14 protein-coding genes and 1 riboswitch are annotated in these 20,379 nt (G+C 66.7%); of the genes, 9 read left to right on the top strand and 5 right to left on the bottom strand.

Features of this window, described 5'->3' with window-relative positions; genetic code table 11:
- Window positions 1-185: 185 nt before the first annotated feature.
- The gene (locus tag HT136_RS04660; protein WP_214198334.1) at window positions 186-2,309 is read right to left on the bottom strand and encodes a TonB-dependent siderophore receptor; all 2,124 of its coding nucleotides are present in this window, start codon (window positions 2,307-2,309) and stop codon (window positions 186-188) included.
- A 227-nt stretch (window positions 2,310-2,536) separates the two neighbouring features.
- A riboswitch (cobalamin riboswitch) is annotated at window positions 2,537-2,729 on the top strand.
- A 106-nt stretch (window positions 2,730-2,835) separates the two neighbouring features.
- Between HT136_RS04660 and HT136_RS04655 the strand changes: the two genes are divergently transcribed.
- From HT136_RS04655 to HT136_RS04645, 3 genes are read left to right on the top strand one after another with little or no spacing between them, the layout of a single operon-like run.
- A complete protein-coding gene (locus HT136_RS04655; RefSeq protein WP_214198332.1) occupies window positions 2,836-6,951 on the top strand; it encodes a cobaltochelatase subunit CobN in 4,116 nt (1,371 codons plus the stop codon).
- Complete coding sequence (locus HT136_RS04650; protein ID WP_214198325.1) at window positions 6,948-7,400, top strand: MotA/TolQ/ExbB proton channel family protein; 453 nt, start codon at window positions 6,948-6,950, stop codon at window positions 7,398-7,400. The genes HT136_RS04655 and HT136_RS04650 overlap by 4 nt, the downstream gene beginning before the upstream one ends.
- Window positions 7,393-7,665, top strand: a complete 273-nt coding sequence (locus HT136_RS04645; RefSeq protein ID WP_214198323.1) for a hypothetical protein — start codon at window positions 7,393-7,395, stop codon at window positions 7,663-7,665. The genes HT136_RS04650 and HT136_RS04645 overlap by 8 nt, the downstream gene beginning before the upstream one ends.
- A 16-nt stretch (window positions 7,666-7,681) precedes the next feature.
- Here HT136_RS04645 and HT136_RS04640 read toward each other — a convergent pair whose 3' ends face one another.
- Both HT136_RS04640 and HT136_RS04635 read right to left on the bottom strand, forming a co-directional pair.
- Window positions 7,682-9,013, bottom strand: coding sequence for a sigma-54-dependent transcriptional regulator (locus HT136_RS04640; protein WP_214198321.1), 1,332 nt, complete (start codon window positions 9,011-9,013; stop codon window positions 7,682-7,684).
- On the bottom strand, window positions 9,010-10,779 hold the full coding sequence (locus tag HT136_RS04635) for a sensor histidine kinase (RefSeq protein ID WP_214198319.1): 1,770 nt from the start codon (window positions 10,777-10,779) through the stop codon (window positions 9,010-9,012). The genes HT136_RS04640 and HT136_RS04635 overlap by 4 nt, the downstream gene beginning before the upstream one ends.
- A gap of 231 nt (window positions 10,780-11,010) precedes the next feature.
- Here HT136_RS04635 and HT136_RS04630 point away from each other — a divergent pair, with 231 nt between their 5' ends.
- Both HT136_RS04630 and HT136_RS04625 read left to right on the top strand, forming a co-directional pair.
- Window positions 11,011-12,345 carry a dicarboxylate/amino acid:cation symporter gene (locus HT136_RS04630; RefSeq protein ID WP_246543334.1) on the top strand — a complete coding sequence of 445 codons (1,335 nt, stop codon included), beginning with the start codon at window positions 11,011-11,013 and terminating at the stop codon, window positions 12,343-12,345.
- Window positions 12,346-12,436: 91 nt separating this feature from the next.
- Window positions 12,437-13,945, top strand: coding sequence for an alginate export family protein (locus tag HT136_RS04625; RefSeq protein WP_214198317.1), 1,509 nt, complete (start codon window positions 12,437-12,439; stop codon window positions 13,943-13,945).
- A gap of 97 nt (window positions 13,946-14,042) precedes the next feature.
- Here the strand turns inward: HT136_RS04625 and mqo are convergent, their stop codons facing one another.
- Complete coding sequence (gene mqo, locus HT136_RS04620) at window positions 14,043-15,737, bottom strand: malate dehydrogenase (quinone) (protein WP_214198315.1); 1,695 nt, start codon at window positions 15,735-15,737, stop codon at window positions 14,043-14,045.
- A gap of 553 nt (window positions 15,738-16,290) precedes the next feature.
- Between mqo and HT136_RS04615 the strand changes: the two genes are divergently transcribed.
- Genes HT136_RS04615 through HT136_RS04605 form a run of 3 tightly spaced genes read left to right on the top strand, consistent with a single transcriptional unit; the run spans window position 16,291 to window position 17,902 of the window.
- The gene (locus tag HT136_RS04615; RefSeq protein WP_214198313.1) at window positions 16,291-17,061 is read left to right on the top strand and encodes an N-acetylmuramoyl-L-alanine amidase; all 771 of its coding nucleotides are present in this window, start codon (window positions 16,291-16,293) and stop codon (window positions 17,059-17,061) included.
- Window positions 17,058-17,333, top strand: coding sequence for a hypothetical protein (locus tag HT136_RS04610; RefSeq protein WP_214198311.1), 276 nt, complete (start codon window positions 17,058-17,060; stop codon window positions 17,331-17,333). Before HT136_RS04615 ends, HT136_RS04610 begins: the two co-directional genes overlap by 4 nt.
- Complete coding sequence (locus HT136_RS04605) at window positions 17,330-17,902, top strand: hypothetical protein (protein WP_214198309.1); 573 nt, start codon at window positions 17,330-17,332, stop codon at window positions 17,900-17,902. Before HT136_RS04610 ends, HT136_RS04605 begins: the two co-directional genes overlap by 4 nt.
- Window positions 17,903-17,911: 9 nt before the next feature.
- Here HT136_RS04605 and recG read toward each other — a convergent pair whose 3' ends face one another.
- Entirely contained in the window at window positions 17,912-19,969 is a 2,058-nt protein-coding gene (gene recG, locus HT136_RS04600; protein WP_214198307.1) for an ATP-dependent DNA helicase RecG, read from the bottom strand.
- A 102-nt stretch (window positions 19,970-20,071) separates the two neighbouring features.
- Between recG and HT136_RS04595 the strand changes: the two genes are divergently transcribed.
- Complete coding sequence (locus HT136_RS04595; protein ID WP_214198305.1) at window positions 20,072-20,341, top strand: FAD assembly factor SdhE; 270 nt, start codon at window positions 20,072-20,074, stop codon at window positions 20,339-20,341.
- The last annotated feature ends 38 nt before the right edge of the window (window positions 20,342-20,379 follow it).

The following is a 20,379-nucleotide window of genomic DNA, read 5'->3' as shown; positions in this document are numbered from 1 at the left end:
AATACTTGAGGGCCCTTGGGTCCATCGCGAAAGCATCTTGCCGCGATGGACCCAAGGGCCCTTTTGCATTGCCGCTAAGCCCATCCGTGACGAGCGCAGGCTCAGCCCTGCTCCTCTTGCACAGCCATCAGATCGAAGCGGCATGCACGGGGGTGCCCCTTCGCTACCCGTGCATGCCGCAGCCGTCAGAGAGCCCGGCGCAGTTCGATGAACCAACTGCGCGCATTGCCGAGGTAGGCCCCCTTTGCTCCGGTGAAGCCGGAGACGGCGTAATACTTGTCGAAGATGTTCTCGATCCGGAACTTCGCTTCGAAGATCCCGAAATCGTGCGAGATCGTGGCGTCGAAGACCGCGAAGGGCTTGAGACGATCCCCGCTGCGATCGATTTGCGAGGAGACGAACTCACCTCCGAACGAAAAAGCCGTGGCAATCGCCGGCACCTGGTAGCGCGTCCAGAAGCCGGCTTTGTTCTGCGGCGTGTTGGGGAACCGATCGCCGACCGAACGGTCCACGCTCTGGCCTTCCACGGTTCCGGTCACGCGCGTGTCGTTGTAGGCGTAGTTGGCCGAGATCAACCAATCGCGAGTCACGTCGGCGGTGAGCGTGGCCTCGATGCCCTTGCTGGTCACCTCGCCGATCGGAGCCAGTTGATCGACGCCGTTGACCGCGTCCTGGCTGTCATCGATCTGGAGCACATTGCGGCGCACAATGCGATAGGCTGCAAGCGTCGTCTGGATGCGCCCGCCCAGAAGGTCGGTCTTGACCCCGGCCTCCCATTGGCTGCCGGTCTCGGGATCAAACGGACCACCCGCGAGCGTCGACTGGTCGGACACGTCCTGGGGTTCGAAGGCTTCGGACCAGCTTAGGTAGAGCGAGATGTCCTTGCGCGGCTTGAAGATTGCGCCGGCACGCCGGGTCGTCGCGGCGCTGCTCGCCTGGCTGCCCTCGATGTAATCGGTGTCGTCGAACCAGTCACGGCGCAGACCGGCGACGAGGATGACGTGCTCGCCGATGCCCAGCTGCTCCTGCAGGTAGACGCCGCGCCGCAGCGCCCGCGCATCGCTGTACGACGGGGTCACCCCCGAGAGGTCGGGGCGGCTGTCGGTCGTGTAGTCGGGATCGACCAGCGAGCGCAGCGGCAGGTCGCGCGAAGCGTAGTTCCGTCCGCTCGAATCCTCGCGGTACCAATCTCCGCCCAGAAGAAGGGTATGGTCGAGGCCGCCGGTCGAGAACCTGCCGACGAGATTGGCACCGAACGAGAGCCCCTCCACATTGCGCTTCTGGTCGCGATACTCGCGCGTCACCGCGTCGTAGAGGCCATCCCCATCGGTATCCTTGAGCGCGACCGGCTCGTGGTACTTCTGCGTCTCGTCGTAGGTGAACCAGCGCCCCGCGACGTTGAACGAGAGCGCCTCGGACAACGTGCTGTCGAGCCGCGCCTGCGTGACCAGACCGTTGTAGCGGATGTAGTCGTCCGGATCGTTGTGATTCCAGCTGCGCTTGGCGTAGAAATTGCCATCGGCGTCGATAGGCACCCCGCGCAGGCGGTTTCCCGGCAGGTTCTGGTCGTAGTCGGTCACCTGGACCACCAGCTTGGTTTCAGGCGCCAGGCGAATGCCGAGCCCCGCATCGCCCACCAGCGTGCGGCTGCTGGCATGGTCGCGGTAGCTATCCATGTCCTCGTAGAACAGGCCCGCGCGGCCGGTGATCGTGCCTTCGGCGTCGAGCGGTCCGGTCACGTCGGCCGAGGCCCCGTAGCGGTTGCGGCCACCGCCGATCAGGCGGACATTGCCGCCGAATTCATCCTGCGGCTTCTTGGTGACGTAGTTGATCGTACCCCCGGGCGACCCCGAACCATAGAGCATGCCTGCGGGTCCCTTGAGGAACTCCACCCTCTCGATGGTGAAGAGCTGGGGCACCGAGAACGTCTGGAACGGATCGCCGCGCAGCCCGTCGTAGTACGTCACGTCCTGGCTGAACCCGCGATAGGTGACCGTGGCGTAGTTGTCGGCGCTGACGCCAGGCACATTGCGGTAAAGATCGCGGATGTCGCGCGCGCCCTGATCCTCGATCAGATCGCTGTTGATGACCTGTACCGACTGCGGGACATCGAGTGGATCGGCGGCGATCTTGCCGATCTCGGTTTCCTTCACGCGATAGAGGTTCTGCGCCCGCGCGGTGACGACGATACTCTCGCCGACCTCGCTCTCGTCCGCGTAAGCCGGTGTCGCGAGAGCGTAGAGAAGCGGGATGACGGCCACGGAATGCGCAAGGTGGCGCGCGCGCGACGGCGTGGGATTGCAAGACACGAGTATTCACTTCCCCTGTTGGATGCGCCTGGCATCCGGAAAACGGTGCGTGCCGATTTGCACGCCATGCCCGGTCATCCCCTCGCCCGCCGAACTAATGCGAATTACTCGCATTATCAAGTCCATGTCGCGACATCGCACGAAGATTGTCGCTCCGGCCCTTGGCGAAGACCTGGGATGGCGCCACGGCGGACAGGCTCGAGGACTGTACAAGCCCCGTGCCTCGGGATAAGGCGACCCGCGACGGTGCCCCGGGAAACCGGGGTGAAAAGGGAAGCCGGTTCCAATCCGGCGCTGTGCCCGCAACTGTACGCGGAGAGCCTCGCGCTTCGTCACTGGATCATCACCGATCCGGGAAGACTGCGCGATCCAGGGCCGAGACCCGCAAGCCAGGAGACCTGCCGTCACCGTCGTCCATGCGCCCGGCCGGGACCAGCCGAACGCATCGGAACATCCGTCGTGACGACACCGGACGAAATGACGTGCCGCCCTCCTGCAGGGCCGCGCGCAAGGAAAGGTGTGTGTCGTGCGCAAGTTCTCTTGGGGCGCGCTGCTTATCGCGGTGCTGCTCGTCGGTTATCTCGTCGCAGGCCCTGCGTTCGCCCCCCGGCACCGCCTGTTCGGGATCGTATCGGCCCGCAATTCGCAAGCCGTCGCCGATGCCGCCGCCGCGCTGGTCGAAAGACACCCCGACACGCAACTCACCTTGCGCACGCCCGACCAGGCCAAGGCCCTGTCCGACGACGAATTGGGCGAGTTGATGCAAGGTTCCGATGCGATCCTGCTCGCCGGGGTCTTCGGCGACGATGCCGCGCGCGTCGCGCGCATCGTCGAGGCACGCAAGCTTGCCGTACCGATCGAGGGGGTCAGCGTCTCGAGCGATCTCGCCGCACGGCTGCTCGAGCGAAGCGCCCGCCAGACCGGCTCCACCGCGATAGCCAGCGAACTCCACGCGCGTGCGGAAGGCTATTGGCAAGGGCGCGGACAGGACAATCTCGTCCACCTCTTCGAATGGGTGCTGGGGGACGAAGCCGCCCGCAAGGCGCTACCCGCCCCGATGCCGATCGCGCCCGTCCGCTTCTCGCCCCGCAAAGGCACCGCGAAGGCCCCGCTCGTGGTCATTCTCGACTACGAGACCGGTGACCAGGCGGGCGATCGCGACACCCACGCCGCGCTGTGCGCCGCGCTGGTGGCGCAGCACCTCGCCTGCCAGTCGCTGTTCGCCGATTGGGGCGCCCCCACCGTCGCGGCGCTCGAGCAGTTGAAGGCGCGCCAGCCCGCCGCGCTGGTGTCACTGGCCGACTTCGCGCTCGGCGGATCGGACCGCGACCAGGCGACCAGGGCGATCACGCAGCTAGGTGTGCCGCTGCTCAAGGCCATCCGCATCGACGACCTCGACGAAAACCAATGGCGCCGCAGCGTCGAGGGCCTGCCATCCAAGAGCGTATACTATCGCGTCGCGATGCCCGAACTGTCGGGGGCCAGCCAGCCGAGCGTGCTTGCCGTCGCCGCGGCGCCAAGGGTTGATCCCGTCTCGGGCATCGAGATCCGCCTCACCCGGCCGATCGGCTCCGAAATCGACGCAGCGGCGCGCCGTCTGGCGGGATGGGTCAAGCTGCAAACCAAGCCCAATGCGCAAAAGCACGTCGCGATCATCTACTACAACCACCCGCCCGGCCGTCACAACATCGGCGCGGACAATCTCGACGTGCCCGCCTCGCTGCTCACCATCCTGCAGCGCCTCAAGACGGCGGGGTACTCCACCGGCCCTCTGCCCGCCGATTCCGCCGCGCTGCTCCACCTGCTCCAGGACCACGGCGTGAACATGCCCGGCGACGCCAAGGCCCTGCGCCATATCGCGAGGGCCTCGGCGCTCCACCTCCCGCTCGCGGATTATCAAGCCTGGTTCCAGCGCCTGCCCGACCGGGTGCGCGACGAAATGATCGGAGGGCCGCTTTCCGCGCTCGCCGTCGACGTGCGCGAGGCCCTCGCCACCCACGACACCAAGGCGGCCAGCGCCACCGTCGACCGCGTGCTCAAGGATCTCGATTTCGTCATCGAAGGCACCCCCGGCGAAATCGGGCGCAAGGCGCAAGGCCTCTCCGCGCGGCTGCGGGCGGCCTATGACCGGCGGATCGCGGGCAAGGCCGATACCGCCGAGACCGATGCCCTGACCCGCGAGCTCGAAGCGCTGTCGGTCGAGGGTGTCGAAGGCTGGGGCCCGCCGCCCGGCAAGGTCATGACGCTCGACGGGCAGTTCGTCTTCCCCGCGCTGCGTTTCGGCAACGTGCTCGTCGGCCCGCAGCCTCCGCGCGGGTGGGAGACCGACGAGGCGCTGCTCCACGCGAACCGCTCGGTGCCTCCGCCCCACCAATACCTCGCGTTCTACCAGGCGCTGCGCCAGAGCTTCGCGCCCGATGCCATCGTCCATCTCGGCCGCCATTCGACCTACGAATTCCTGCCCGGCGCACAGACCGGCCTTGCGCGCGACAGCTATTCGCGCCTCGTGGCGGACGATATTCCCGGCCTCTACCCCTATATCGTCGACGGGGTCGGCGAAGGGCTCCAGGCCAAGCGCCGGGGCCTGGCCGTCATCATCGACCACCTCACCCCGCCGCTTGCCGCCACCCCGCTCTACGACGACCTGCTGGGCCTGCGTCAACTGGTCGAGAGCTACGAGAGTGCCGACAGTTCCGCCGATGGCGAGACCGCTCGCCACCGTGCACTCGAACGCATCCGCGCGAGCGTGCGAAAGCTGGGCATGGACGATGCGATCATCGCCGAAATCCGCAGCGAGCGCGGCGGGGAGGCCATCGCCTTCGAACGCATCGACCCCGACCTGCTGGTCCACGAAACCGGACACATGCTCACCCGCATGCAGGAAGACTTCATGCCGATGGGCCTGCACGTCTTCGGACGCACGTGGAGTGACGCGGCGGTGCGCACCATGCTGCGCTCGATGGGCAAGCCGGACGCCGAGGCAGCACTGAGGGCCTCCCCCGAGGCCGAGATGCAGGCCCTGCTCACAGGGCTCGACGGCCGCTTCATCGCTCCGGGCCCCGGCAACGATCCGCTGCGCTCACCCGAAAGCCTGCCCACCGGGCGCAACTTCACCGGCATCGACGCCAGCCTGGTGCCCGACCGCATCGCCTGGGACATCGGTTCAGCCATGGCCCGCAAGCCCTCCCCGACCAAGGGCGGCCGCGCGGTCGTGCTGTGGGCGTCCGACACCGTTCGCGACGGCGGCGTCACGATGGCCTTCGGACTCTCGCTGCTCCACGTCGAACCGGTGTGGAACAGCCGGGGCATCCTGACGGGTCTGAAACGTCTGCCGGCCGACGCGAAAGCCCCCCGAGAGGACGTGACGTTCGTCGCCTCGGGCCTGTTTCGCGATCTCTACGGCGAACAGCTCAAGTGGCTCGACAAGGCGAGCCTGCTCGCGCTCGACGGAGCCTCGCTGACGATCCGCAAGGCGCATCCCGAACTTGGCACGGCGCTCGACGCGGCGCTCGCGCCCCTTGGCGAATTGCGCGCGCCGGGCCGCGAGAGCCTTGCCGCCAACCGCCTCGCCGCTGCCTGGGTCGCGGCGATGCAAAAGGACAAGGCCGCCGACGGCCGCACCGCCGCGCTGCGCGTCTTCGCGCCGGCTCCGGGCGAATATGGGGCCGGGGTCAATCGCCTCGCCGAACGTTCGGGGTCATGGTCGGATCGCAACGCGATCGCGCGCGTCTACCAGGGCCGCGTCGGCCACGCCTACGGCGTCGACCTTGACGGCGCGCCCGAACCGCAGGCCTTTCGCGAACGACTGGCCGGGGTCAGCCAGACCTTCCTCGGTCGCTCGAGCAACCTCTATGGCCTCGTCGACAACAACGATGCCTTCGATTACCTGGGCGGTCTCAACCTCGCGGTCGAGAAGGCCGGGGGCCGCACGCCCGATGCCTACGTGATCGACGCCAGCAACCCCAAGGCGCCCGACATGGCGCCGCTCAAAGTCGCGATCCTGTCCGAACTGCGCGCGCGCCAGCTCAACCCCGCCTGGATCAAATCGCTGATGCCGCATGGCTATGCCGGCGCGCGCACGATGAATTTCGCCTTCTTCGAGAACCTGTGGGGCTGGGAAGTAACCGACCCCAATCTGGTCCCCGACGCGATCTGGGACGATGTCTACGCCACGTACGTCAAGGACCGGCACGGGATCGGGGTCGAGAAATTCCTCGACCAGCCCGACAATCGCCCGGTCAAGGCCAATATGCTCGCCGTCATGCTGGTCGCGGCGCAGAAGGGCTACTGGAAAGCCGATGACGCCACCCTGGCCGACCTGGCCCACCAGTTCGTCACGACCATCGCCAGGGCGGGCCTCCCGGGAAGCGGGCACACCAGCCCGGACCACCCGATGTTCGGATGGGTGCGCACAAAGCTCTCGAAGGTCGATGCCAAAGCGCTCGACGGCGTGCTCGCCGCCGCGCGCGGGCAGGCCGCAAGCACCTCGGGCAAGGCGCGCGCCCCTTCGCTGCACGAAGTCCGCCCGGCCCAGCACCTGACCGAAGCTGCGACAAGCCCAACGGCACTGCTCGCCCTCGCCGCCCTCCTTTTCGTCCTTTTCCTCGCAGGCCTTGCCTGGAGCCGGAGAACACCGCGATGACCCTTGCGCTCGACCAAACCCTGCACCTGCTTGCTGGCCTGCTCCTGTGGCCGGTCATCGCCGCGCTGCTCGTCCTCGCTCTGCTCGCCGTCGCCGATTTCGGCCTCGCGCTTGGCGAACGACTGGGAGGGACTGCCCGCCTCTCCCGCCTCGGCCACGCGCCGCTCGAACGCCTCGCCCGCCAGCGCATCGCCCGTTCGGACCTGCTGGCGAAGATCGCGCCGACGCTGGGCCTGATGGGCACGCTGATCCCGCTTGGCCCCGGCATCGCCGCGCTGGGCCGAGGCGATTTCCAGACGCTTTCGCAAGCGATCACGACGGCCTTCGACACCACCATCGTCGGCCTCGCTATCGGCCTCGCCGGGTACCTCACCGGGCGCCTGCGCCGGCATGGCTTCGAGCGTGCCCTGAGCCTGCTGGAAGCGGGCAAGGGAGAGACCCATGCGTGACTTTCGCACCTCACGCTTCGCCGAGGAAGCCGACAACGGCATCGAACTACCCAACCTTGCCGACCTCATGCTTGTCTTCGCGACAGGCCTGATCGCCGCGCTGGCCGCTTCCGGGCAGCATCAAAAGCGCGTAGAAAACCGGGTCGAGATATCCAAGGACAGCGCGCGCGACAGCCGCGAAGGGGTCGGCGATGGTCGCGGCCTCGAAGCGGCGGGACAGGTCTTCCGCGACCCCGCCAGCGGCAAGCTCTACCTCGTCAAATAAGCCGCGCACCTCGTGGTCAGGCGCCGCGCTTCTTGAGGCTCTGCAGGTCGATGCCGTGCTTGGTGACCTTGTAGTAGAAGGTCTTGCGCGGCAGGCCGAGCGAACGGATGGCCGCTCCGATCTCGCCCCCGGCCGCCAGCACCGCCGCCACGATCTCCTCGCGCTCGAAGGCATCGACCCGCTCGGCAAGACTGGCCTTGGGGGCTGTGTCCTCCACCGCGATGGCGCCGGCCCGAGCATCGCCGGAGCTGTCGCCCAGCAACTCCATCGCGAAGAGTTCGGCGAAGTTGCGCAGTTCGCGCACGTTGCCCGGCCAGTCGTGCGTGCTGAGGCGCGTGCGCACCGCGTCCGACAGCGGTGGAACGCTGCGTCCCAGGCGATCCGCACATTCGGATGCAAAACGGGCGAAGAGCGGCGAGATGTCCTCGCGCCGCTCACGCAAGGGCGGAATGACCAGGCGCATCGTCGCCAGACGGTAGAACAGCGTGGGCAGGATCGGCAGGTCATGGCTCTCGTCGAGCGGCTGGCTCGAGGCGATGATGCGCAAGTCGAGCGGCACGTCGTTGGGGCCGGTCTCGACCGTGCGCCGCTCGACGAAGGAAGTCAGGCGATCCTGCAGAACGCGAGGTGCGCGATCGAGATCGTCAAGGTAGAGCGTCCCCTTGTCCGCCGCCAGCACGGCCGGATCGCCCGAAGGCCCGAACGTGCGCGCCACCAGCGCCTCGTCCAGCCCGGCGCAGGCGAGCGGCAGGAAACGGCGGCGCGACCGCTTGCCCGAACGGTGGATGAGGCGGGCAAGCAGATCCTTGCCGGTGCCCGTCTCGCCCTCGATCAGGATGTCGATGTCGGCGTTGGCGAGCATCGGGATCATCTCGCGCAGGCGCTGCATCGCCGGACTTTGGCCCAGTAAGGCCGGCGCCGCCTCGTCGCCCGCCATGCGGCGCAAGTGCCGGTTCTCGAGTGCGAGCTCCCGCGCCCTCAGTGCCCGCGTGCAGACCGCAACCAGTCCGTCGGGGTCGAACGGCTTGGTCAGGAAATCCCAGGCGCCCGATTTCAGCATGTCCACGGCCATGTCGACATCGCCATGCCCGGTGATCAGCACCACCGGCAATTCGCCATCGCGCTCGCGAAGGGTGCGGAACAGTTCGATGCCGCTCATCCCCGGCATGCGCACGTCGGTCACGAGGATGCCGGGCCACTCGGCATCGATCACATCGAGCGCGGGTCGCGCGCGATCGAACAGGGTGACTTCGAAGCCGGCGAGACGCAGCAGTTGCAGTGTCGAGCGCGCCAGATCGGCGTCATCCTCGACCAGCGCAATACGGTTGATGACGAGTGCTTCGCTCATTTGGAAATCCTGAGTACGAGTTCGAAGCAGGCCCCGTTCCTGCCTTCGGCCTGCAAATCTCGCGCGCCGCGCCCGAGGCCGATTTCCTCGCCTGGAACCACGCGAAGCGATCCGCCGAACTCGGTGGCGATGTCTTGCGCAATGACGAGTCCTAGGCCCAGACCTTCATCGCGGCTGGTGGTAAAGGGGGTGAACAGGCGTTCGGCGATCTGCGGCGCGATGCCCGGACCATTGTCGCACACGGTGATCACGGCGCGCTCGCCCTCCACTCGAACGGCGATCTCGATGCACGGGGCGGCGCGCCCAGCCAGCGCGTCGAGTGCGTTTTGCAGGAGATTGACGAGAATTTGCTCGATGCGAACCTTGTCGCCGACCACCGTGATACCGGACAGGCCGACAGGAGCGCGCAAGGTAACGTCGGAGAGGCGATCGCGCAGAAGGAGGCGCGCACCGTCGAGCGCTTCGGCAAGGACGGTTCGGGTCCCCGCGGAGGTACGCTTGCGCGCAAACCCGCGCAATTCGGAGGTCACCACGCCGATCCGCTCGGCCAGCGCATCGATCGCCGCGAGGTTGCCATCGACGTCCGCATTGAGCCCACGCTCCAGCAGCTTGCGCCCTGCAGCCGCGTAGTTACGGATCGCGGCGACCGGCTGTGCGGTCTCGTGCGCGACACTGGCGGTGACCTGGCCAAGCGTGGCCAACCGGTTCGCGAGGCGCAATTCCTCGCGCAACTGGGCAGCCCGGCTTTCGAGCTCGGAGCGTTGCTCCATCTCGTCGCGCAATTCGGCCGTGCGCGCGACGACGGCGGCTTCCAGCTCGGACGTGCGCAAACGCCGACGTCGGCTGCGCAGCACGAACCAGAGCGCGAACAGCGCCAGCGCCAGCATCGCAATCCCCACCGCGAAACCGACCAGACGCGCCTGCCCGTCGATCGATGCGCTGGCGGGCAGCGCGAGATGCAACTGCCAGCCATCCGCGTCGCGCGCGGTTTCGACCTGAAGGTAACCCTCGCGGGTGCCCGGCACGGAGAGGAGACCGTCCTTGCGCCGGCTCCAGGGCGACGGGTGGATCGAGAGCGCGCCGCTGTCGCGCACGGTCTCGCTGCGCTGTGCCTCGTCGAGCGCACGGGTCGCGGCGAAGCGCCAGTCGGGACGGCTCGTCACGAAGATCACGCCCGAACGGTTGGTCACATAGGTGATCCCCCCCGCCTGGCGCCACTGCGCCTCGATCCAGTCGAACTCGAGCTTGACCACGACCACGCCGCCGCTGCGGGTGCGCTGTGCGAGAAAGAGGCCTGGCTTGTGGCTCACCGTACCGAGCGCGAACTGCTGGCCGGCTCCCTTGCGTTGCGCGTCACGAACATAGCGGCGAAACGCGTAATCGGATCCGACGAAGCTGTCCGCTTGCCGCCAATTGCTCGCCGCGATCGCCAACGAGTCGCGATCGACGACATAAATCGCGGCGGCCCCGGTTGCCCGGGCAAGGCGCTCCAGCTTTTCGTTGAGCGTGTCGATCGGCGCACCGCTTCCAGCGCCCGCCCGTTCGGCCGCGATCACGTCGCGATCATCGGCCAGCGCCAGCGGAAGCAGCCGGTATCTTGCAACCTCGCTTTCCAGCAGCGCCTGGCGGATGCGCGCATCCGCCTCGGCGCTTACCGCGAGTTCGCCGCGCGCCTGGCGCCGCGCGATCTCCGCCGCCCCCAGCCCGGCCATCAGGCCGAGAGCGAGACATGCGAGGACCGGCAGGAGGACTGACCAGCGAATCATCGCACTCGCATACGCCAAGCCCTCCCCTTGTGCAAATTTCGACACAATTGCACAATTTGCATGTAGAATTCGACACCGCGCAATCGGTTGAAATTCTATAAATAATTGTTTTTAAATGATTTCCCAAATCTGCACATAGGCCTGTTCCCGCGCAAGGCAATCGGGCAATTCCTAGGTCGTTGATGCGAGGATGCGAACGCTCCCGCGGTGTGAGAGGACGAAAGGTCACCCATGCATAGCCCCACTCTCGAGATGACGCCGACCGCGAAGCCGCGCCGGTGGTACACGCATCTCTACGTCCAGGTCCTCGTTGCGATTGCGGCAGGCGTCACCATCGGACACTTTGCCCCCGCCACCGGCGAAGCGCTCAAGCCGCTCGGCGATGCCTTCATCAAGCTGGTCAAGATGGTGATCGCGCCGGTCATCTTCCTGACGATCGTCACCGGCATCGCCTCGATGCGCGACCTGCGCGCGGTGGGCCGTGTGGCCGCCAAGGCCTTCGCCTACTTCCTGACCTTCTCGACGCTCGCGCTGATCATCGGCATGGTCATCGCCAATGTCGTTCGCCCCGGCGACGGGCTCAACATCGATCCGGCCAGCCTCGATGCCGCCTCGGTTGCCTCCTATTCGGAAAAGGCGCACGAGACGTCCATCGTCGGCTTCCTGACGTCCATGATCCCCGACACGTTCCTCTCCTCGATGACCGAGGGCAACATCCTCCAGGTCCTGGTCATTGCCATCCTCTTCGGTGTCGCGCTCGCGACGCTCGGAGAACGCGGCGATCGAGCTCTCTCCCTCCTCGAGGACGTGTCCGCCGTATTCTTCCGCCTTGTGTCCATCGTCATGAAGACCGCCCCGATCGGCGCCTTCGGCGCGATGGCCTTCACGATCGGGAAGTACGGCGTCGGCAGCCTCGCCAACCTGGCCCAGCTCGTAGGCCTGTTCTACGTGACCTCGATCCTCTTCGTGGTCGTCGTGCTCGGCACGGTGGCGAGGCTTGCCGGTTTCTCGATCTTTGCGCTGATCCGCTACCTCAAGGAAGAGCTGCTGCTGGTCCTGGGCACCTCGTCCTCGGAAAGCGCCCTGCCTTCGCTGATCGCGAAGATGGAAGCTGCCGGCTGCCCCAAGACCATCGTCGGCCTGGTCGTGCCGACCGGTTACTCGTTCAATCTCGACGGAACCAACATCTACATGACGCTGGCCGCGCTGTTCATCGCGCAGGCTTGCGGTGTCGACCTGACCATTGGCCAGCAGCTCCTGCTGCTCGCGGTTGCCATGCTCTCCTCGAAGGGCGCAGCGGGCGTCACCGGGGCCGGCTTCATCACGCTGGCCGCCACGCTCTCGATCGTGCCGACCGTTCCCGTCGCGGGCATGGCGCTGATCCTGGGCATCGACCGCTTCATGTCGGAATGCCGCAGCCTGACCAACTTCATCGGCAATGCGGTGGCCACCGTGGTCGTCTCGCGCTGGGAAAATGCGCTCGACCCGGCCGCCTTCCGCAAGGCGATCTCGGCGAGCAATCCCGCGGCGCGCGATACCGAAGCCGCGCTGCTGGCCGCCGAATAAGGCGACGCGAAGGCGGCGCGCCCGCCTTCGCCACACCAAGCCAAAACCATTCAACAGCCCTTCGGGTCGCACCACAAGAGAGCTGAAATCCATGAAGATCGATAACCGGCCGCTTCTGGCCGCTGTGGTCGGCTGCGCCTTTGCAGCGACCTCCGCCCAGGCCCATGCCCAATCGAAGGATGCCTCTTCGCAGGCCTCCACGCCCGCCTCGAGCCCCACCAAACCCTCCTCCACGCCCTACCCCACCGGTGCCGACGGCGATGGACGCGTCACCAACGCCTACTCGACCGCCCGCTGGGCCGAGGACTGGAAGAGCAGCGCCAACACGCGCAACACCAATGACCCGCTCGACCGCCTGAAGTACATTCCGCTCGCCGCCGACGGCGACGTCTATCTCACGCTTTCGGGTGAGGCGCGCCTGCGCACAAACTACACCTCGAACCCGGGCCTCGTCGAAGGCGAGCACCAGCGCCAGGACATCGTACGCCTCACCGGCGGCGCGGACTTGCACCTGGGCGAACACGTGCGGTTTTACGGCGAAGTCTCGCACGCCAGCAGCAGCGGCTACAACATCGGCACGCCCACGAGTTCACAGGACAACGACCTCGTCCTCGAACAGGGCTTCGTCGAAGTCACCGGCAGACTCGCAGGCCTCGACCTCGGCGCACGCTACGGGCGCCAGATGTTCTACGACGGCTCCAAGCTCCTCGTCAGCCAGCGCGACAACAACGCCATCCACTTCACCCAGAACGGCCTGCGCGTCTGGGCGCGGGGCAAGGATGCGCGCATCGACCTGTTCGATTTCTCGCCGACCAGCTACGGGCGCGAAGGAACGGGCGACGACGACGCCGACAAAGGCATCCGCTTCACCGGCGCGACGCTGGGCTTCGTGGTCCCCAAGACGACCTTCGGCGGCTCCAAGCTTTACGTGGACCCATTCTTCTGGCGCCTGCGCCGCCGCGAGGCGAACTGGGTCACCGCAAGCGGGCGCGAGGAGCGCTTCTACACGGGCGCCCACGTCTGGGGCGATGCCGGCCCGATCAACGTCGACTGGACGGTCGATCGCCAGACCGGCACGTTCGACGGCCGCGAGATCGATGCCTGGCAGGTCTTCCTCGACCAGAACGTCGCGCTCGGCTCGGGCAAGAACGCTCCGCGCCTGGGCTTCACCTTCGATTACGCCAGTGGTGGTGGCGGCAACTCGGACACCGGCAAGCTGCAGAACGCAATCTCGCCGCACGGTGCCAACACGCCCTTCAGCCACCATCTGTTCCTGACCGCGACAAACCTCGTCGAGACCGCCCCCACGCTTTCGCTCCGTCCGACCAAGAGCGTGAAGGTCCTTGCCGAATACGCCTTCGCCTGGCGTGCGAACACCCAGGATGCAATCTACCGTGCGAACGGGCGCGCGCTGGCCGGAACCGAGCTGTCGACCGCCAGCAAGACCGCCGAACTGCCGCGCCTGCAGGTGCAATGGACGATCACTCCGCGCATCTCGATTACGGGGCGCTACGAACACGTCTTCGCGGGTCCCGCGCTCAAGCAGGCCGGCTATGGGGATTCCGATTTCCTTGCAAGCTGGATCAGCTTCCGCTTCTAACTCCCTTTGCAACCGCATGAAAAAGGGGCCGGTGTTCGCACACCGGCCCCTTTTTTTCGAAGGTCGACCACGAACCGGCCGGCCAGCCATTTGGTTGTTACAGAGCCTGCATTTCCGAGTTGAGATTGCCCGGCTTGCCCTTGTCGTTGGCCGCCTTGGGCTTGGCCGCAGGCGCCGAATGCGAGGTCAGGTCCTCGGGCACCTCGATGTAGGGCAGCTTGAGAGCCTCGCTGGTGGTCTTGCGGATGCGGTTGACCAGCTCGGCGCTGTCGTTGAGCACCTCGTCCTGCGCGGGATAGATCGCGTCAAGCTTGCCCTTCCAGCGCCCCTTCACTTCGTTCGGGAAGGCTTTCTTCAGCACATTGTAGGCGATAGAGGGCGAAGTCGAGGCGCCGGGCGAGGCGCCCAGCAGCGCGGCGATCGAGCCGTCCTTGTCGGACACGATCTCGGTGCCGAACTGAAGGATCGAACCCTTGACCGGGTCGCGCTTGATGATCTGGACGCGCTGCCCCGCTGTGATCAACTTCCAGTCCTTGCGCTGCGCCTTGGGGAAGTAGCGTGCGAGTTCGGCCTGGCGGTCCGCGTCACCAAGCTGCGCCTGCTGCGCGAGATACTTCACCAAATCGATGTTTTCCGCACCGACCGTGAGCATTGGGCCCACGTTGTTGTCGTAGACCGACGAGAACAGATCCCACCACGATCCCTTCTTGAGGAACTTGGTGCTCTGGAGCGCGAAGGGACCGAACAGCACGTAGTTCTTGCCGTCGATCTTGCGCGCGTCGAGATGGGGCACCGACATCGGCGGCGACCCTTCGTCGGCCATGCCGTAGGCCTTGACGTTATGACGGTCGGCGATCCTGGGGTCGTCGATGACGAGGAACTGCCCTCCGACCGGGAAGCCACCGTAGTTCTTCGCCTCGGGAATCCCGGAAAGCTGCAGCAGCTTGAGCGCCGCGCCGCCCGCTCCGATGAAGACGAAGCGCGTCTTGATCGTGTGGTCCGCGTTCGCCTTCAAGTCGTGGACGGTCACGTTCCAGGTCTTGTCCGCGTTCTGGTGGAGGCCGCGCACTTCGTTGGAAAGGTGCATGTGGAAGTTGCCGCTACGCTCCAGGCCCTTGGTCAGGCCGCGCGTGATCGCGCCGTAGTTGACGTCGGCGCCCAGCGGCATCCAGGTCGCGGCGACCTTTTCCTGGGGGTCGCGCCCTTCCATCATGATCGGCGCCCATTTGGCGATCTGTGCGGGATCGGTGGAGAACTGCATGCCGTAGAACAGCGGGCTCTTACTCAGCGTCTCCCAGCGGCGGCGCAGGTAATCGGCCCGCTTTTCGCCAAAGACGAACGACATGTGCGGGGTCGGATTGATGAAGTTGCCCGGCTCGGGAAGGTTGCCGAGCTTGACCTCGTGCGACCAGAACTGGCGCGAAACCTCGAACTGGCTCGCCGTCTTGACCGCCTTGTCGATGTTGATCGAGCCGTCGGGCATTTCGGGAGTGTAGTTGAGCTCGGCGTAGCCCGAGTGCCCGGTGCCCGCGTTGTTCCAGCCGTTCGAGCTTTCCTCGGCGACCTGGTCGAGACGCTCGTAAAGGTGGACGTTCCAGTCAGGTTGCAGTTCCTGCAGGTAGGTGGCCAGCGTCACGCTCATGATGCCGCCACCGATCAGCACGACGTCGACCGGCTTTTCGTTTTCGGCCGAAGGGTTCGAGCCCCAACTCACCGGCCGGAACAGGAAGGCGAGCCCCGCCACGAGGCAAATGGCGATCAGTCCGCCGATGACCCTCAAGGTCTTTTTCATGGGACTCTCCGCGCGCCGCGCAAGCCGGTGCGGCTTGTATTGTTGGATTTCATCGTTTCGTTCATCCCCACATTCGAGCCACGCGACGCATCGCGGTGCGCCGAGCCGCACTGCCGGACAGACGGGTCGTGGCTGTTTGAGTGGGGGCGGTATCGAAGAGCAGCCCGGGTCAGTCAATTTGACCGCCGCAATAGCTAAGTAGCTATTTAATATATATTTTTCCGGCAGAAACAGTGCGAAATGTGCCATAAATTGCACATTTTTATCGAAATATGTGCAGCTTTTTACCTCGTCCGAGGCACCCGCCGATTCCATTGGCAATGAGCAACGCTCAACCGATGCCGCCCATCCGCCCGAGATCGCGCTTTCCTACACCCTGTGGCCTGGTGTACCTTGCCCACCTGCCCATTGCACCGCCTTGGTCCGGTGGGCGCCCCCCAACTTTGCACCCCATACGCAACTCCGTGCCCGCTCGCAGGATCGCCCTGCGAGCACGTGCGGCGCGTGTCTTCCCTCGGCATCACCGCACGCAGCGACGTGCGAAAGGAGGTACATGCCCTTCTCGATCCGCAACGGCGTCCTCGGACATGCAGACCACCCGGTCCGGCAGATCCCAAGCCCCAATCATTCCGGCCCCTTTCGCCGCCCGCCCCGCTTCGTCGTCATGCACTACACCGCCGGTGCGAGCGCCCGCGGCTCGGCGGCCTGGCTCGCCAATCCCGCCTCGGGCGCCTCGGCGCATCTGGTGATCGGCCGCGAGGGCGAAGTCCTGCAATGCGTCAACTTCGAGAACCGGGCCTGGCACGCCGGCCGGTCGACCTGGCAGGGGTTGTCCGGCCTCAACGACCACGCGATCGGCATCGAACTCGCGAACTGGGGCCCGCTGGCGGCACAGGACGAGGGTTGGGCCAGCCCTGACGGAAAGCCCGTCCCGGCAATCCTCGCACGGCACCGCCACGGCGGGCCGGAATGTGGCTGGGAACGCTACCCCGCAATCCAGCTCGAGACCGCCGCCGCCATCGTCGGCACGCTGGCGCAGGCTTATCCCATTCGCGAGATCCTCGGTCACGACGACATCGCCCCCACCCGCAAGCGCGACCCCGGCCCTGCCTTCGACATGGCCGATTTCCGCAAGACGGTCTTCGGTGACCTGCCCTGCGGCACGGTCACCGCCCATTCGCTCAATGTGCGCAGCGGACCGGCGCTCAGCTTTCCGGTGATCGACACGCTCGCGCGCGGCGCGCGCGTCTCGTTGGGCGAACGCCACCGCGACTGGATCGCCATTGCGCCCGAGCGCTGGGTATTCGCGGGGTACCTCGCGTGAGCGGGCTCGGCGCGATCCTGCGCTCGTCCTGCGGCGAGTTCGAAACCACGCGAGTCCTGGGCACCGCGGGCGCGGCACTCTACAGCCTCGCCGCGCACGCCCTGCTGGTGTTCGACACCCTCGGACGCGGCCATGCCTTCGACCTTGCCACCTATTGCGCGGCCTATCCCGGCGGGCTCGTCATGCTGATCGGCACGGCCGGCGGCGTCGCCGCGCTCAAGGACAGGCAGGTCGCGCGATCACGCGCCATCGATCGGGAGAACGCCGCATGATCGCTTTCACGGCCACCTCCGCGCTTGCCCTGGCAAAACGCGGCCTGCGCCTGTTGGCGCGCCACCCCTGGCCCGTGCTCTGCCTTGCCCTCGCGCTGGTCACCTGGCGCCAGCACCACAGCGCGCAGTCCTGGAAATCTCGCGCCGTCAGCGAAGCGGCCAGCCACCGCCGAACCAAGACCGACTATGCCGCCGCGCAGGCCGAGGCCTCGCGAAGCGCCGAGGCGGCCCGCCGCGCGACCGAGGAACGCAGCACCCAACTTGCCAAGGAGGCCGACGATGCCCATGAACAAGCCGATCTGTGGCGCGCTCGCGCTCGCCATTTTGCCGATCTCGGCGGGCTGCGCGCGAACGGCGCAGAAGCCGCTCACAGTGATGCCCGCCCAGCCGCTGCCCCCAGCGCGGATCACGCTGCCCCGGGCCCTGACCGCACCGGTGGCGCTGCCGTCACTCTCACCCGCGCCGACTTCGAGACACTGAGCGCCAACACCGAGCGGCTGCTGCGTGTCCACCAATGGGGCGAAGCGCTGATCGCCGAAGGCCTCGCGGTTCGCGGCGAGGAGCCCTGAGCGGCGAACTCAGCCTCCGCGCAAAAGCTGCACGCCCCAGTCGCGCTCGAACAGGTAGAGCAGGATGCGCGCCGCCTCGCCGCGCGGACCCGAGAGCCCCCCGTCGCGCTCCATCAGCAACCGCGCATCATCGTGCGCGACGGGAAGCAGCTTGGTAATCTGTTCAAGGCTGGCGATGCGGAACGGGGTGTCGCCCGACTGGCGCGTGCCGAGCAGCTCGCCCCCGCCGCGCAATTGCAGGTCCTCCTCGGCCAGACGAAAGCCGTCCTGCGTCTCGCGCATCAGCGCGAGGCGCTGGCGGCCCGTTTCACTGAGCGCCTTGCCGCGCAGGAGCAGGCAGGTCGACTTCTCCGAACCACGGCCCACGCGCCCGCGCAGCTGGTGCAACTGGGCTAGCCCGAAGCGCTCGGCCTGCTCGATCACCATGAGCGTCGCGTTGGGCACGTCGACGCCGACCTCGATCACCGTGGTGGCGACCAGCAGGCTCGCCTCGCCGCTGGCGAAACGCTCCATGCCCGCATCCTTCTCCTCGCCCTTGAGCTGGCCGTGGACGAGGACGACGCGGTTGCCGAAGCGCTCCTTCAGTTCGGCATAGCGCGCCTCGGCCGCCGCAATATCGTCGGTCTCGCTCTCAGTCACCATCGGGCAGACCCAGTAGGCCTGCTGCCCGGTCTGGATGTGCCGGGAGAGCGCGCCGATCACATCGTCCATGCGCTCGGTCGAGACCACGCGCGTGTCGATCGCCTGGCGCCCGGGCGGCAGTTCGTCGAGCCGCGAGACTTCCATCTCGCCATATTGCGCCAGCGTCAGCGTGCGCGGGATCGGGGTCGCGGTCATCGCCAGCGTGTGCGGCGTGCGCTTGCCCTTGCGCGCGAGCATCAGGCGCTGGCCGACGCCAAAACGGTGCTGCTCGTCGATCACCACGAGCGCGAGATTGCGGTAAGCGACCGCGTCCTGGAAGATCGCGTGGGTGCCAACGACGATCGGGATCGAGCCGTCGAGAAGCCCCATCAGGATCGCCTCGCGCGCCTTGCCCTTGTCACGGCCGGTCAGGAGGGCGATCTCGACGCCGGTGCCCTCGAGCATCTTGCGCAAGGTCGCGTAGTGCTGGCGCGCGAGAATTTCGGTTGGCGCCAGCAGCGCGCCTTGCGCGCCGGCCTCCACCGCGATCAGCAGCGCCGAAAGCGCCACCACCGTCTTGCCCGCGCCGACGTCGCCCTGAAGCAGGCGCAGCATGGGCGCGCTTTGCGCAAGGTCTCCCTCGATCTCGCGGATCGAGCGCGCCTGCGCGCCGGTCAACGCGAAAGGCAGCTGCAACTTGGCGCGCAAATGCCCGTCGCCCTGCAGCGGTGTGCCCTTCTGCGCGCGGTTGCTGGCGCGCACCAGCATCAGTGCGAGCGCGTTGGCAAAAAGTTCGTCGTAGGCGAGCCGGTCGCGCGCGGGCTCGTTTGCGCCCTTGTGCGCCTCGCGCAGCGCATCGCTCCAAGCGGCCCAGCCGCTCCTGGCGAGCTGGCCGGGCTCGATCCACTCGGGCAGCGCGGGCAATTGCGCCAGCGCCTGCTTCACCAGCCCTGCCATGCGCCCCTGCGTCAACCCTTCCGACAAAGGATAGACCGCCTCGCGCTGCTGGCCGACAGGGGCCGCATCGTTGTCGGAGACGTGTTCGGGATGCACCATCTGGCGCGTCTGCCCGTATTCGTCGAGCCGCCCGGCCACCCAGCGCGTCTCGCCCACCGGCAGCTGCTTCTTCGCACTGTACGAGGCGCGTCCGAAATAGGCGATCGTGCATATGTCGCCGGCGTCGTCCTCGGCGATCACCCGGAACGGCCCGCGCCCCGCGGGCGAGCGATGTTCGCGCACGGTCAGGCGCACGATCACGTTCTCGCCGATTCCCGCCTCGTCGAGCCGGGTCACCATGCGCCGCTCCACGAAGCGGTCGGGCAGATGATAGGCGAAATCCTTGATCCGCGTCAGGCCCAGCTTCTCGAGCGGGCGACGTAGCTTGGGGCCGACGCCGTCGAGGGCATCGGCTTCAACGAAAAGGCAATTGAGCGCTTCGGGCCGCATCCGGGCCTCTTAGACCGGGCAGAGCCGGTTGCACCAGAGGCATGGGGTGATTGGTCGGGCAGAACTTGCCCTGCCTGCGCGTGCATTGTAACGGCCCAAGTCATGACAGAAATCCCGCCCCGCCTCGCCCGTCTCCGCTTCCGCGCATGGCACCGTGGCACGCGCGAGGCCGACTACATGATCGGCTGCTACTTCGACCGCTTCCACGCTGAGTGGAACGAAGAACAGATCCAGTGGTTCGAGGACCTCATCGAGGAAGAGGACGTCGAGATCATGGCCTGGGCGCTCAAGACCGAGCCGGTCCCCGAAAAGTTCGCAGGCCCGATGATGGAGCGCATGATGCAGCTCGACTACGTCGACATCCCACGCTGATCGACAAGCCCTCTTTCGTCCTTTTCCCATGGCCTGAG

The sequence above is a fragment of the Novosphingobium profundi genome, assembly GCF_018491765.1.
Taxonomy (GTDB): Bacteria; Pseudomonadota; Alphaproteobacteria; order Sphingomonadales; family Sphingomonadaceae; genus Novosphingobium; species Novosphingobium profundi.
This window is presented reverse-complemented; position numbering and strand designations above follow the sequence as displayed.